Here is a 13,710-nt window from a genome sequence, read left to right as displayed (position 1 = left end):
ATCGCCTGACGCCGAAGGAGCCTGCCTACGCAGGTTTGGCTGATCTCTGATAGATGGACCTGAACCATGATGCTTGACGTCGAGTGTCTCGATGAGACGTGCATAAAAAAACTTGCTAATGAGGAAATCCTCGCCTTACGCGTCAAACGATTTCTGCCTGTGCCCTTGGCGATTCAGATTGGCGACAGAATTCTCGCACCTGGGTTCGAAGGCTACATCAACGCCCCGAGCATCGGCCGTATCGGTATGGCGTTCTATGAAGCGGAAAATCAGCCGTTGCTGATCGAAGACTATTTCGAGCGCGCGACTCGCAACATTGCAGAGCTGCGCAACCGATGTGCCCCCTACTCATCTCCGGTAGACACCCTGCGCTGCATGCTTGATGAAACCTGGCCGGCAGGTGCGCATCTGGAAAACCTGTACGGTCGCAAAATGTATGTCGGCCTATCGCGCGTTGTGAAACCCGGCGTTTGCTTTCTGGCGCATCACGACATTTTCGCCAAGGACGCTCCCGACAGCAGTCAGGCCAGGAGCCTGGAAGCGCAATTTGCCTGCAACGTCTACCTGAACATGCCCACCGAGGGTGGGGCTCTGCAAATGTGGGATCACGATATTTCACCGGATGAGTTCGACGAAATGCGCGGCGACAGTTACGGGATCGATCCGGCGCTACTGGGTACTCCGACCCTGGAAGTTTTACCCGAGCCTAGCGACTTCATCATGTTCAATTCGCGGCGCATGCACGCTGTGACGCCAGGGGTGGCAGATCCGCGCTTGAGCCTTTCATTTTTTGTCGGCTATCGCGGCAACGCCTCACCCCTCACTTTCTGGAGTTGAAATGGAGCTTTCGAATTACTTTGGCGAGTTTGTGGCGTTGGCTACGATTCACTTTCTCGCCGTGGTCGCGCCCGGCGCTGACTTTGCCGTCACCATCCGTCAGAGCGTGCGCTTCGGTCGATGGGTTGGCATCTGTACGGCTCTGGGCATCGGCGCGGGAATTTCCGTGCATGTGTTCTATACCCTGCTCGGCGTCGGCGCACTGATGCACACCACGCCGTGGCTATTGACCGTGGCCAAGGTTGTGGGCGGCGCCTACATCCTGTACCTGGGCGCCAGTCTGTTGCGCAGCCAACCCAAATCAGCACTAGAGGGAGACAAAGGACCAGACGAACCGAAGGTCGAGCAGACGCTGGCAAAGGCGTTCACCACAGGGTTTCTGACCAACGCTACCAATCCCAAGGCGACGCTGTTTTTCCTGGCAATCTTTACTACCCTCGTTAGCGTCACAACACCGCTCAGCGTGCAGGCGATGTATGGCGTCTGGATGTGTTTCGTCAATGCACTGTGGTTTGTGATAGTCGCGCTGTTCTTTTCCAGCCCACGGGTTCGGCTCATGTTCATGCGCATGGGGCACTGGTTTGAGCGGACGATGGGAGTGATCCTGATTTTGTTCGCAGGGCGAATGATGCTGTCGATGTAAATCCGCCCCAGGCAAAAGGCCCGCACAGCCAAGCTGGCAGGCCTTTTCGACTTGGTCGGTTAAATCGCGGACATACAAAAACGCCGCTCAATGAGCGGCGTTTTTGTGAAATTGGAGCGGGAAACGAGACTCGAACTCGCGACCCCGACCTTGGCAAGGTCGTGCTCTACCAACTGAGCTATTCCCGCAAATGGCGTCCCCTAGGGGACTCGAACCCCTGTTACCGCCGTGAAAGGGCGGTGTCCTAGGCCACTAGACGAAGGGGACACGCTGCCCGGAACACATGGTGTGTGTTTCGGTGCCCAGATCCGCATCCGAAGAATTGGTTCTGGTTTCACTCAGCGCTGCCCAAAAGCAACGCTGTTTAAAATTGGAGCGGGAAACGAGACTCGAACTCGCGACCCCGACCTTGGCAAGGTCGTGCTCTACCAACTGAGCTATTCCCGCAATGGCGTCCCCTAGGGGACTCGAACCCCTGTTACCGCCGTGAAAGGGCGGTGTCCTAGGCCACTAGACGAAGGGGACACACGTACAACATTCACTTCCTACCGCGTTCCGCTGTGTGCTTTACGCTGTAAGTGGCGCGCATTCTATGGATGGATTGGGGGGTCGTCAACCCCCATATATAAATTTATTTAAATCAATGACTTCGCCCTGCTTTAGGTCACCAATCCGGGTTTTGCCACGACTAGAGGTTGACGCCTATATTCTGTCGACTGCCAAGGCGTTATAGTCCGTGGGCAGCAGATGATGGCAAAATGCAATTTTTTACGCGGTGCTTATATAAGCCTGACACCGGCCGATATAAGTGTAACCGCCGGTTGACTCGCCGAGCGGTCCTATGCGACCCAATGCCGAGTCACTACACTCGCACGCGAACCCTATAAAGAGGTCTTACCGGTGACACCACTCATGATCACCCTGCTAGTCGTAGCCGGGATTGCGCTATTGATCGCCATTGGCTACATGAACCATGTGGTGGAAAACAATAAGCTGGAAAAAGCCCGCACCAAAGTCGAACTCAATGACCGCTTGCGCCGCTGTGGAGAAATCACCGAAACCTTTCCCGGCCAGCTGATGACCCCGGCGCTCAAGCTGCTCTTGACCCGCCTGGAACTGAACGTCTGCCAGCGCTTGTTGAATCTGGAAAAGTCCAGCGCCAACTTGAAGGCGAGGATCGGCGAACTGAATGCGCTGGCTGCCCAAGGAGAGTCGATTCCGGTCAACAATCCCCCGGCGCCGATTCAGACGGAAGCCAAAGCCAAAGATGTGCGTTTCCTTCTGGAAGCGCTTCACGGTCAGATCACCCGCGCCGCACACGACGGTTTTTTGCCGGCCAACGAAGCCAAACGCTGGGTCCGCGAAGTTCGACATATTCTGGTCCTGCTGCACATCGAGTTCTTCAACAACCTCGGCCAGAAGTCCCTGCAACAGAACCAGCCTGGCCAGGCGCGCCTGGCATTCGAACGCGGTGTGCAGTACTTGCGCAAGCAACAGGAACCACAACTCTACGCGGAACAGCTGGACTATCTGGAAAAACTCCTCGCGCGCGCCAACGCGCAAGTAATGGACGACATTGCACCGGTTGAAGGCGAAGTGAACGAGCTCACCGAGGGCCTCAGAGAGGTCGACGCCGATGCAGACTGGAAGAAAAAAGTAATCTACGACTGATCTGCAACCGATGAAAAGAAGCCACCTGAACCGGTGGCTTTTTTTTTGCCTCAGAGCCTGAAGTGCCCCACCATCCCTTTCAACTCAACCCCCAACTGCGCCAGTTCGATACTCGACGCTGCATTCCCTTGCATAGCCAACGAAGACTGGTCAGCGCTGGCCCGAATGCTGGTCACGCTACGGTTGATCTCCTCGGCCACTGAGCTCTGCTGTTCGGCAGCAGCGGCGATTTGCTGGTTCATCTGCTGAATCAGAGAGACGGCAGCAGCAATGCTGCCCAACGCACTTTCGGTCTGCAACGCGTCACTCACCGCCAGCTTGACCAACTCGCCGCTGTTCTGTATCTGCTGCACCGAAGACCGGGCTGCCGACCGCAATGCGCTGACCAGACGCTCAATCTCCTCTGTAGATTGCTGGGTGCGTTTGGCCAGGGCACGCACCTCATCGGCGACGACTGCAAACCCCCTGCCTTGCTCGCCCGCCCTGGCCGCCTCGATCGCCGCATTGAGTGCCAGCAGGTTAGTCTGCTCCGCCACACTTTTGATGACGCCCAGCACCGTGCCGATGTTCTGGATTTCTGCACTTAAGCTCTCAATGCTGGAACTCGCGGAAGACGCGGAATTCGCGAGCTGCTCGATTCGCGCCATGCTCTGACGCACCACGAGCTGACCACTTTCAACCTTGCCGTCCGCTGTCTGCGCCGCAAGGGCAGCCTCTTCGGCATTGCGGGCGACATCGTGCACAGTGGCGGTCATCTGGTTCATTGCGGTTGCCACCTGTTCGGTTTCTTCCTTCTGGCTGCTGACTTCAAGATTGGTCTGCTCAGTGACCGTCGAAAGCGACTGCGCCGAACTGGCCAACTGTTCGATCCCCGCCTGCAAACCGCTGACGATGCTGCTCAGCCCTGCCCCCATCTGCTGCATGGCCTGCATGAGCTGGCCGATTTCGTCGCGGCGCGTCACTGCAACCGTCCCACTCAAATCGCCGGCGGCAATCTGTTGCGCCACCCGGATGACACTTCGCAACGGTGCGACGATCAGCCGTGTGATTACCCATGCGGCAAGCAACCCGACCAACAGCGCAAGGGCTGAAGAGCCGATGATCAACACTTTGTTTTTCTGCAGCTCGGCCTGCATCGCCCGATCCTCGGCGACATAGGCCTGATCCACCCGCGCCATCACCTGTGCGGCGCGTTGATGCAACTGCGTATAGACGATTTTTTCCTGCGCCAGCAGGCCGGTGTATTCCGCAAGTTTTTCGCTGAACCCGCCGATATGCCCGACGACTTCATTTAGCACGGTTTGATAACCCTCGTCCTTGACCGTGGTTTTCAACTGTTCAGCCTGGTTGAGCGCCTGCTCCGCCTGCTCGATTTTGCCTTGCGCGGCACTGTCGTCACCTTTGCGGCTTTGGTCGAGGCGCACGCGCGCTTCGTCCATGGCCTGCAGCATCAGCCGCGCAACCTGGCTGACCTGGCCGGCCTGTTCGATGAACTGGCTGCCGTCTTTACCCTCGGATTCCTTCAGGGTATAGGCGCCATCATCGGCGAGCCCGGCCTGCAGCACGTCAAGATTATTGGCCACGCTCGACACAGACCAACTGGCCATGTCCAGGGCCAGATCCTTGGCCTGAGTCAATGAAACGAATTCATCGAAAGCCTGGCGATAAGCAGTCAGCGACTGCTCGACATCATTCATCACCGGGACGTTAACCGCAGATGCTGCCTTGAGCTCATTGGCAAGGACGCCCAGCGCGTCAACCCCTGCATGCAGAGCGGTGACCGTTTTTGCGTTACCGTGCAGGGCGTACTCCTGTTCCAAAAGGCGCACTTTGATCAAACCACTGTTAAGCGACGACATCCTTTTCAATCCATCGAAACGCTCGCTGATGGTTTGCAGGGACCACACGCCGATGGCGGCCACCAAGGCTGTCAACAGCAGCACCAAGGCAAACCCGACTCCCAGTTTTTTTGCCATACCGAGGTTGGCAAAACGTCCTTGCGCGGCCGAAATCATTGCACGTGGTCCCCTGAAATAGTCGGATGACGCAGATTCGCAACGGGCCGGAATCAACACAAGTCTCTCGCGCCTGAATAATGGCAAAAAGCTACGCCATCGTCGTTTTCAGAACGCTTGAGGTCGATCCGGAGTGGTGGCCTGAAAAAACGCGCGAGCGCGGGGATCGCAGGCACAGGTCACATTGATACGCCGCCACTCACCGGGCTCTCCGGCTGGGCTGAAAGCCATCTGCGACGAAAACGACACACCAAAGCGCCGCGCCAGCGAAGTCACCTCTGCACAAGTGCGCTGGGGCGTGCGCGCCCAGATGAACAGTCCGCCCGGTTTGCCGAAAACCTCCCACTCCGCGTCCTCAAGCATCTGCAACGCGGCTGCGCGATCAGTGTTCAAACGCAGACGCAGGCGCTGTACCAATTTGCGGTAAGCACCGCTGGCCAATAAACAGGTCAACACCGCCTCGCTGAAGGCTGAAGTGCCCAGACTGCTGATGGTTTTTACCTTGGCCAGTTTCGCAGTCACCTCGGGGCCGGCCACGATGAAGCCGACTCTTAATGAGCTGCTGAGCGTCTTGGAGAAACTGCCGATGTAGATCACGCTGGCATCCAGTGACGCGAGCCGCACACCCGGACCGCTGTGCAAGTCGGCGTACACGTCGTCTTCGATCAGCAGCAGACCGTGAGATCTTGCCAGTTGCACAATCCGCTGTGCCACCGCCGGCGCCAGGCTGCTACCGGTTGGATTTTGATGAAAGCTGTTGATGAACAGCGCCCGCGGCTGGTGCTCCAGCAGCAACGCTTGCAGCGCTTCGACATCCGGCCCGCAAGGGGTGCGCGGTACTTCGAGAACCAGGACGCGATGCAACTTCAGCAACTCGAAGAGCATTGCATTCCCGGGACTTTCCACCACCACGCAATCCCCTGGAGCGAGCAACGTACGGACGATCAGATCAAGGCCCTGGCTCGCGCCTGCGACCGTCATTACGCAGTCCTCTTTGGCAGCGATATCCAACAGGCTCAAACGCCTGAGTATCTGCTGACGCAAGGCCAGGTGACCAAGCGGTGCGTTGTAGTCGAAGACGGCGGCCATGTCGGAACGACTCACCTGGCGGATCGCATAGCCGAGATCATCGGTTTCGCGCCAGCTGTGCGGTACATCGCTACAACCCAGCGGCAGCACATCCGTGGCAGCACGCGGCCCCGCAACGGCACCTTCGAGCCACGGTGGAGCAGCCGTTTTCGCCGACGTAGCGACAACAAAAAAGCCCGCACCGTGACGCGCTCCCAGCACGCCCTGAGCCACCAGTCGATCGCAAGCCTCCACCACGCTGGACTGACTGAGCAGATTTATCCTCGCAATCTGCCGCGCCGAAGGCAGACGTGTACCCGGCGACAGCTCGGTCTGGCGCAGCCAGCAGGCGAGCGCGTCGACTATTTGTTGCACAACAGGCACCAATGCCTGTCGATCGATTCTCAATTCCATGAGCACGCAACTCCTGTTCGTTTGGCGCAAAACAGTTAATCACAAGCGCGGTCGGCGGGCTGTGCGACAACGCCGACAAAACGCGGACTTCTAACCATTTGACACACAATCCCCATGTTTTCAGGGACAAAAAAAACCCGCACGTTTGCAGGTTTTTCTACAGTTTGATCGACGGTATCAGAACGCCGTGACTCCGCCATCCACCGCCAGCGAATGACCCGTGGTAAACGCTGCCGCATCGCTGCACAGGTACAGCACTGCGCCGGCAATTTCTTCGACCTTGCCGATCCGGCCCACTGGATGCATCGCGTTGGCAAACTCGCCTTTTTTCGGGTCGGCCTCATAGGCACGACGGAACATGTCAGTGTCGATGACTGCCGGGCATACCGCATTGACGCGGATTTTTTTCTTGGCGTATTCGATGGCTGCCGATTTGGTCAGACCGATCACTGCGTGTTTGGAGGCGGCGTAAATGCTCATTTTCGGCGCGGCTCCGAGGCCGGCCACCGATGCGGTATTAACGATGGCGCCACCGCCTTGGGCCAGCAATAATGGCAGCTGATACTTCATGCACAGCCAGACACCTTTGACGTTGACGCCCATGATGGCGTCGAATTCGTCGAGGGTGCCGTCAGCCAGTTTGCCCTTTTCAATTTCGATGCCGGCATTGTTGAAGGCATAGTCCAGACGGCCGTAGGTATTTACTACTTCGTCCATCAGACTTTTCACATCGCTTTCCAGAGTAACGTCGCAGCGCACGAAAGTGGCTTCTCCGCCCGCCGTACGAATCAGCGCGACCGTGCCTTCGCCACCGGCCGTGTCGAGATCAGCCACAACCACCTTCAATCCCTCGGCGGCAAATGCCTGGGCGGTCGCGCGACCGATGCCATTGGCGGCGCCAGTCACTACGGCGACCTGACCGGAAAACGTCATGCTCATGTGGTTATCCTCAAACGGAGATGTTTAGCGTACAGGTCTCAGTCTAGGCACACGTACCCGTCGCGCGGCAGCACTATCAGAAGGCCGGTTGGCCAACCATGAGCGGCAGTGATGGAACGATCCGTACCATCATCACTGCACTGGATAAAGCTGCATTCGCCGCATCAGCCGGACTTGCAGCATCGCCCCTTAACGGCTATCAACAAAGCTTCATTCATCTTGAGCGCCTGTCATGACAAACCCGATCAATCGCCAGTTCCTGCTCGCCAAACGTCCCGTCGGCGCAGCCACCCGCGAGACGTTCACCTATCAGGAAGTACCGGTCGGCGAACCGGGCGCCGGGCAGATTCTGGTCAAGAATGAATACCTGTCCCTGGACCCGGCGATGCGTGGCTGGATGAACGAGGGCAAGTCCTACATTCCGCCGGTTGGCCTTGGCGAAGTAATGCGCGCCCTAGGCGTAGGCAAAGTCGTCGCTTCGAACAATCCAGGGTTCGCGGTCGGCGACTACGTCAACGGCGCGCTCGGGGTGCAGGATTACTTTCTCGGCGAGCCCCGTGGCTTTTACAAGGTAGATCCAAACCTGGCGCCGCTGCCGCGCTATTTGTCGGCGCTGGGCATGACCGGAATGACCGCTTATTTCGCGCTGCTTGATGTTGGCGCGCCGAAAGAAGGCGACACCGTGGTGCTCTCGGGCGCAGCCGGTGCGGTCGGCAGCATTGCCGGGCAGATCGCCAAAATCAAGGGTTGCCGCGTGGTCGGCATTGCTGGCGGCGCGGACAAATGCAAATTCCTGATCGACGAACTGGGCTTTGACGGCGCCATCGATTACAAAAGCGAGGACGTTCACGCCGGTCTGAAACGTGAATGCCCCAAAGGCGTCGACGTGTATTTCGACAACGTCGGCGGCGATATCCTCGACGCGGTGTTGAGCCGTCTGAACATGAAAGCACGCGTGGTGATTTGCGGCGCCATCAGCCAGTACAACAACAAGGAAGCGGTCAAGGGTCCGGCCAATTATCTGTCGCTGTTGGTCAATCGGGCGCGGATGGAAGGCTTCGTGGTGATGGACTACGCCGCACAATTCGCCGCAGCCGGGCAGGAAATGGCCGGCTGGATGGCCAAGGGTCAGCTCAAGAGCAAGGAAGATATCGTCGAAGGTCTGCAGACGTTCCCGGAGACGCTGATGAAATTGTTCAGCGGCGAGAATTTCGGCAAGCTGGTGTTGAAGGTCTGACGAGGGATTGAAGTTCGATCATATACATGTGGGAGCGCGCTCCCACATTGCTTCAGTGGCTGATCAGGCCAGTTCAGCCACAACGTTCGCCAGTGCCTTGGCCGGATCTGCCGCCTGACTGATCGGACGCCCGATTACCAGATAGTCGGAACCGGCGTCCAGTGCCTGACGCGGGGTTAGTATGCGCCGCTGATCATCCTGCGCGCTGCCCGCCGGACGAATCCCCGGCGTCACCAGTTGCAGCGACGGATGCGCAGCCTTCAACGCCTGGGCTTCCAGCGCCGAACATACCAGACCATCCATCCCGGCCTTTTCTGCCAGGGCTGCGAGACGCAGCACCTGCTCCTGCGGCTCGATATCCAGACCGATACCGGCCAGGTCTTCGCGTTCCATGCTGGTCAGCACGGTCACACCAATCAGCAGCGGTTTGGGGCCACTACGCTGGTCGAGCACTTCCCGGCAGGCAGCCATCATGCGCAAACCGCCGGAGCAATGCACATTGACCATCCACACACCCATCTCCGCCGCCGCCTTTACCGCCATGGCGGTGGTGTTCGGGATGTCGTGAAACTTGAGATCCAGGAATACTTCGAAGCCCTTGTCACGCAGGGTGCCGACGATTTCCGATGCGCAGCTGGTGAACAGTTCCTTACCCACTTTGACCCGGCATAATTTTGGGTCCAACTGGTCGGCCAGCTTCAGTGCGGCGTCACGGGTGGGGTAATCCAGGGCGACGATGATAGGAGTCTGGCAGACGGACATGTGCGGGCTCTCAGGCAGGATGAAATCGGCGCGCATTGTAGCGGAACCAGCGCGACTGCGGGACCCGATGATCGGTGAATCGTCGGCGCCCCACCAAGACTAGACCTAGCGCCGACTGTGTCGAGTTTCATCCCTCAGGGGCGGCGATCGTCAACTCGCGCCTGGCTCTTGCTCCAGTCGGTCAGCAGGCTGTATGCCACGGCCAGCAACGTTGGCCCAATGAACAGACCGATGAAACCGAAGGCGATCAGCCCGCCAAACACCCCAAGCAACACGATCACCAACGGCAGATTGCCGCCGCGACTGATGAGGTATGGCTTGAGCACGTTGTCGACACCGCTGATGATGAACATGCCCCAGCACCCGAGAAATATCGCCAAACCATAATCACCCTTCCAGGCCAGCCACGCCGTGGCCGGGATCCACACCAGCGGTGGGCCCATCGGAATCAGGCTGAGCAGGAACGTGACGATACCCAGTACCAACGCTCCCGGAACACCGGCAATCAGGAAGCCGATCAGCGCCAGAACGGCCTGGGCGGCGGCAGTGCCGATCACCCCGTTCACCACCCGCTGCACGGTGCCAGCAACCAGTTCGATGTAATACCCGGCGCGATCACCAATCAATCGCTGCAGCAGGCTATGGACGAACGCGGCCAATCGCGGCCCGTCGCGGTAAAAGAAGAACACGAAAACGATGCTCAGCGTCAGCTCGAGTATGCCGCCGCCAATTTGTGCGCTACGCGCCAGCAGCCAGTTCCCGACCTGTCCCAGATAAGGTTTGAGCGAGACCATCATCGCTGCGCCTTGCTGATCGATGCTGTTCCAGAGACCGACGATCCGCTCCCCGACCAGCGGAATACCGCCCAGCCAGGTGGGTGCCTCGGGCAGTCCGTCAACCTGCACGTCCTTGATGAAGGCCGTGGCATCGCGTACATGGTCGGCCAGGTTGAAACCCAGCCAGACCAACGGCGCCGCCACCAAAATCATCCAGCCCATGGTCAGCAGCGCTGCCGCCAGGGCCTCCCGGCCATTGAGCCACCGGGTGAGCAAGCGCATCAGCGGCCAACTGGCAAACGCCAGCACCGCCCCCCAGAACATCGCCGACCAGAACGGCGCCATCACCCAGAAGCTCGCGCCAAACAGCACCAGGAGCAGGATTTGCACCAACAGCCGATCGTTATTGATCATCCGGTTCTCGAAAAAAGTCAGTCAGAAGGAGTGGACGAACACGGCTGGCGTGTTCGCCTGCTACAGCTTAACGCAACAGCTCGATGCGCAAGCCAGAGCCTTCGACACTGCCTGTCTCCATTCGAGCTGCCCGCACGCCCTGCCCCATCAAGGCCTGACGCCAGGCTTCGGCATTTGGCCCGGAAACCGCCACCCGCAAGCTGGTGTCCAGATTCAGACCGCGCGAGAGCAAGCGCAGCCAGATTTCATCCGGCGCCTGGGTCAATTTGGGGAAATTAAGCTCGCCGGTACTTTTGAGCTGGCGCAGCAACGTTGCGGAGGTCGGCAGCAGATCGCCCAGCGGCGCTGCGGCGTCGAACTGTTCGACATGCAGATAGGCTTTGCGATTGCCGCGAGTGATGCCGTAAAGCGCGACCAGCGTGTTGTCCTGCGGCGCAGCCAGCCTCAGCAGCAGATAGGCTTGCTGATCATCGGCGCCGTACAGTTTGGCGTTGCTGAACACATCGTTGGCCCAAAGGCTGCTCTCGCCACAATCACGCGCCTGACACCAGAACAACAGCTCTGCGCCTTGCTCTTGCAGTGCTTCGCGAGCAGCCGTGAATGCCGCATTTGAAGAATGCTCCGGCGGTAGCTCGTAAGTCACCGACGTCGCCTGACCGCGGGCGCTGACCTCTGCGTCGAACCGTAGCTGGCCGCTGATCTTGCGAATCGAACCCAAAGGGTAGATGCGCTCGATCTCAGCCGCGGGGCGATAGTCGACAATTTGCGCATCGGCCATACGCGGCACGATGGGCAGGTCCTGACTGCCGGGCACATCGGCAGCAAACAGGAGAGGACTTAAACTGCACAAAGCCATTACACCGAGAAATCGCATAGGCAGGTTCATCGGATCAACATGGCCTGGGCACCTTTGACGGCGCGGGCGTCATCGATGCGTTTCGGCATCGGCAATGCTCGCTGCACCGTCTTGAGGTATCTGTTTTCCTTTATGTCGAAACTGCGGGCATGCACTGTGTGGGGCAGGCCGAGTTCCTCGAGCACGATAGAGACCTTGTGGCCATTCGGGGTCGCAGCGGTATAGAGATCTATCATGGTTGTCTCCCATTTCAACCCGCCCAGCCTCGACAGTTGCCTCGCTCAAGTCAAGGAACAGCGAAGAAGCGATTGAAACAGTCTGCGACAAGGTCGGCGCCCGGGTCATCATTCAGGTGCAAATGATGGCCGCCGGGCAGCTGTTCCCGGCTGAAGGGCAACCGGTCGAGCAACTCGGAATGTCTGGCGAGCATGCCGTCTGCCGCGACCACAAGAGTGGCCGGGCAACTGACACGTTCTACGAAAGCCATCGCCTGCTCGCTGGTAAGACGCAGGGGCGAAGGCAGCGTCAGACGGTTATCGGTGCGCCAGGTGTAACCGCCCGGCACCGGCATCAGACCCCGCTGAGCCAGCAGCTCGGCCGCTTCGCGACTGACCGCCACCAGACCTTTCATGCGCGCTTCGATGGCACGGTCCAGCGTGGCGTAGACCGGTTTGCGCTTCTCCCGCAGGTCCAGTTGCGCTTGCAGGGCCATGCCCATGCGCTCGGCAGCGTTTTCGCCTTTGTCTGTAGGAGGAATCACGCCGTCGATCAAGGCCAGATGCGTGACGCGTTCCGGCAGAGAGCCGGCAATGATCAACGACACGATGGCGCCCATGGAGTGCCCCATCAACGCGAAGCGTTTCAAGCCCAGTTGCTCGGCCACTTGCAGTACGTCATGGGCGTAGTCCCACATGGCGTACCCGGCACCGGTCGGTCGATGCCCGGAATGGCCGTGACCCGCCATATCCAGCGCGATGATGCGCAGCCCGTCGAGCTTCGGCGCCAATCGGGCAAAGCTGTTGGCATTGTCCAGCCAGCCATGCAGAGCGATCACCGGCAAACCGTTTTCGGGACCTGACAGGTGTGCTGCCAACTCAATGTGCGGCAAATTCAGACGGACTTCTTCCACGCCGTTCATGCGCAATCCTTCTGTCGGCGCGCATCCCAGCGATTGAACAGGTTTTTCAGCAAGGTCGCCGTTTCCTGTGGACGCTCGAGTGGAAACATATGGCCACCGGGCATGGTCAGGGATTCACCCAACGGCATGCGGCCAACGGCACTGGTGTGATGGCGCATGACAACGCGGCTTTTGTGCCCGCGCACCACGGCGAGCGGCACCTGCAGCTGGCGTGCGCGCCCCGGACTGGTATGCGGCACGCCCCGGTAAATGCTGATTTCCGTGGCCGGGTCGAAGCGCAGCCGCAGCGTGTCGCCGACCTTGTGCAGACCGTGTTGCAGATAGGCATCGAAGCATTCCGGATCGAAACCACGAAACAACGTCTTTGCAGCGAAATAGGTTCGCGCAGACTCAAGATCGGTGAATTCTTCACGACGACCCAAGGTGCGCCCGGCCGGCGTCAGGCGATCGATAAAACCAAAACGCTTGGCCGCGCGGATCACCCACTGATCGGTACGGGTCAGCACCGGTGAGTCGAGCATCACCACGCCGCGATACAGCTGCGGACAACGCAATGCCGCATGCAGGTGCAGCACGCCGCCGAGGGAATGGCCGACACCCCATACTGGCTGCGTCTGCTGCTCAAGATGATGGATCAGCTCGTCCACCAAATTGTGCCAGTTGTCGTCGGCCGGGAAGCGCGGGTCGTGAGCATGCTGCTCCAGATGCGTCACTTGATACTCGGGCGCCAGCGCCGCGAACAGCTTGCCGTAGGTCCCGGAGGGAAAACCGTTGGCGTGGGCGAAGAAAATCTGCTGCGACATACCGGCCATTCCATTCGTGAAACAAAGCCCGATTGTCCGCATGGCAGACGCGCTGTGCAATGACCGTAACTGCCAGGAATGATGACAGTCGCGCCATGGCTATGGTCGCCACTGTCATTTGTGACAGTTGACCGTGA

At 59.0% G+C, this 13,710-nt stretch carries 13 protein-coding genes, 4 tRNA genes and 2 pseudogenes; 5 read left to right on the top strand and 14 right to left on the bottom strand.

Translation table 11 applies throughout. The annotated features are described in order from the left end of the window. Window positions 1-66 precede the first annotated feature (66 nt). Together ACYZTS_RS14310 and ACYZTS_RS14305 are read left to right on the top strand one after the other, a co-directional pair. On the top strand, window positions 67-837 hold the full coding sequence (locus ACYZTS_RS14310) for a 2OG-Fe(II) oxygenase (RefSeq protein ID WP_461989983.1): 771 nt from the start codon (window positions 67-69) through the stop codon (window positions 835-837). Window position 838: 1 nt separating this feature from the next. Further along, on the top strand, window positions 839-1,480 hold the full coding sequence (locus ACYZTS_RS14305; RefSeq protein WP_461989981.1) for a LysE family translocator: 642 nt from the start codon (window positions 839-841) through the stop codon (window positions 1,478-1,480). Window positions 1,481-1,592: 112 nt separating this feature from the next. Here ACYZTS_RS14305 and ACYZTS_RS14300 read toward each other — a convergent pair. From ACYZTS_RS14300 to ACYZTS_RS14285, 4 genes are all read right to left on the bottom strand, one after another. Beyond that, a tRNA-Gly gene (locus ACYZTS_RS14300) sits at window positions 1,593-1,668 on the bottom strand. Window positions 1,669-1,671: 3 nt separating this feature from the next. Then, a tRNA-Glu gene (locus tag ACYZTS_RS14295) sits at window positions 1,672-1,747 on the bottom strand. A 104-nt stretch (window positions 1,748-1,851) separates the two neighbouring features. Continuing rightward, window positions 1,852-1,927, bottom strand: a tRNA-Gly gene (locus ACYZTS_RS14290). A 2-nt stretch (window positions 1,928-1,929) separates the two neighbouring features. Further along, window positions 1,930-2,005, bottom strand: a tRNA-Glu gene (locus tag ACYZTS_RS14285). A gap of 387 nt (window positions 2,006-2,392) precedes the next feature. On the opposite strand from ACYZTS_RS14285, the gene ACYZTS_RS14280 reads away from it, so the two are divergent. Continuing rightward, window positions 2,393-3,151 (top strand): hypothetical protein, encoded by a 759-nt coding sequence (locus ACYZTS_RS14280; protein WP_033050781.1) that lies wholly within the window; start codon window positions 2,393-2,395, stop codon window positions 3,149-3,151. Between the two features lie 50 nt (window positions 3,152-3,201). On the opposite strand, the gene ACYZTS_RS14275 is transcribed toward ACYZTS_RS14280, so the two are convergent. The 4 genes and pseudogenes from ACYZTS_RS14275 to ACYZTS_RS14260 all read right to left on the bottom strand — a co-directional run bounded on the left by ACYZTS_RS14275 (window position 3,202) and on the right by ACYZTS_RS14260 (window position 7,587). Then, window positions 3,202-4,065 (bottom strand): methyl-accepting chemotaxis protein, encoded by an 864-nt coding sequence (locus ACYZTS_RS14275; protein WP_461996445.1) that lies wholly within the window; start codon window positions 4,063-4,065, stop codon window positions 3,202-3,204. After that, window positions 4,063-4,287, bottom strand: a pseudogene (locus ACYZTS_RS14270) (HAMP domain-containing protein); the annotation flags it as partial. The gene ACYZTS_RS14275 and the pseudogene ACYZTS_RS14270, both read right to left, overlap by 3 nt. A 987-nt stretch (window positions 4,288-5,274) precedes the next feature. Then, complete coding sequence (locus ACYZTS_RS14265) at window positions 5,275-6,648, bottom strand: aminotransferase-like domain-containing protein (protein WP_461989979.1); 1,374 nt, start codon at window positions 6,646-6,648, stop codon at window positions 5,275-5,277. A gap of 177 nt (window positions 6,649-6,825) precedes the next feature. After that, the gene (locus tag ACYZTS_RS14260) at window positions 6,826-7,587 is read right to left on the bottom strand and encodes an SDR family oxidoreductase (RefSeq protein WP_461989977.1); all 762 of its coding nucleotides are present in this window, start codon (window positions 7,585-7,587) and stop codon (window positions 6,826-6,828) included. A gap of 98 nt (window positions 7,588-7,685) precedes the next feature. Here ACYZTS_RS14260 and ACYZTS_RS14255 point away from each other — a divergent pair, with 98 nt between their 5' ends. Next, entirely contained in the window at window positions 7,686-7,823 is a 138-nt protein-coding gene (locus ACYZTS_RS14255) for a hypothetical protein (RefSeq protein WP_461989975.1), read from the top strand. After that, window positions 7,820-8,824: an NADP-dependent oxidoreductase gene (locus tag ACYZTS_RS14250; protein ID WP_461989973.1), complete on the top strand. Its 1,005-nt coding sequence runs from the start codon at window positions 7,820-7,822 to the stop codon at window positions 8,822-8,824. Before ACYZTS_RS14255 ends, ACYZTS_RS14250 begins: the two co-directional genes overlap by 4 nt. 63 nt (window positions 8,825-8,887) lie before the next feature. Here ACYZTS_RS14250 and pyrF read toward each other — a convergent pair whose 3' ends face one another. The 6 genes and pseudogenes from pyrF to ACYZTS_RS14220 all read right to left on the bottom strand — a co-directional run bounded on the left by pyrF (window position 8,888) and on the right by ACYZTS_RS14220 (window position 13,573). After that, entirely contained in the window at window positions 8,888-9,586 is a 699-nt protein-coding gene (pyrF, locus tag ACYZTS_RS14245; RefSeq protein WP_461996443.1) for an orotidine-5'-phosphate decarboxylase, read from the bottom strand. A gap of 134 nt (window positions 9,587-9,720) precedes the next feature. Further along, window positions 9,721-10,776: an AI-2E family transporter gene (locus ACYZTS_RS14240; protein WP_028622837.1), complete on the bottom strand. Its 1,056-nt coding sequence runs from the start codon at window positions 10,774-10,776 to the stop codon at window positions 9,721-9,723. 67 nt (window positions 10,777-10,843) lie between these two features. Further along, on the bottom strand, window positions 10,844-11,650 hold the full coding sequence (locus tag ACYZTS_RS14235) for a DUF4892 domain-containing protein (RefSeq protein ID WP_461996441.1): 807 nt from the start codon (window positions 11,648-11,650) through the stop codon (window positions 10,844-10,846). Between the two features lie 101 nt (window positions 11,651-11,751). Then, a pseudogene (locus ACYZTS_RS14230) lies at window positions 11,752-11,868 on the bottom strand (thioredoxin domain-containing protein); the annotation flags it as partial. A gap of 50 nt (window positions 11,869-11,918) precedes the next feature. Further along, window positions 11,919-12,770, bottom strand: a complete 852-nt coding sequence (locus ACYZTS_RS14225; RefSeq protein ID WP_461989971.1) for an alpha/beta hydrolase — start codon at window positions 12,768-12,770, stop codon at window positions 11,919-11,921. Further along, window positions 12,767-13,573, bottom strand: a complete 807-nt coding sequence (locus ACYZTS_RS14220; protein ID WP_461989969.1) for an alpha/beta fold hydrolase — start codon at window positions 13,571-13,573, stop codon at window positions 12,767-12,769. Before ACYZTS_RS14220 ends, ACYZTS_RS14225 begins: the two co-directional genes overlap by 4 nt. Window positions 13,574-13,710: the final 137 nt, after the last annotated feature.

The organism is Pseudomonas sp. TMB3-21, assembly GCF_054898145.1.
Note: the sequence above shows the minus strand (reverse complement) of the source record. Positions and strands in the feature narration are given on the sequence as shown.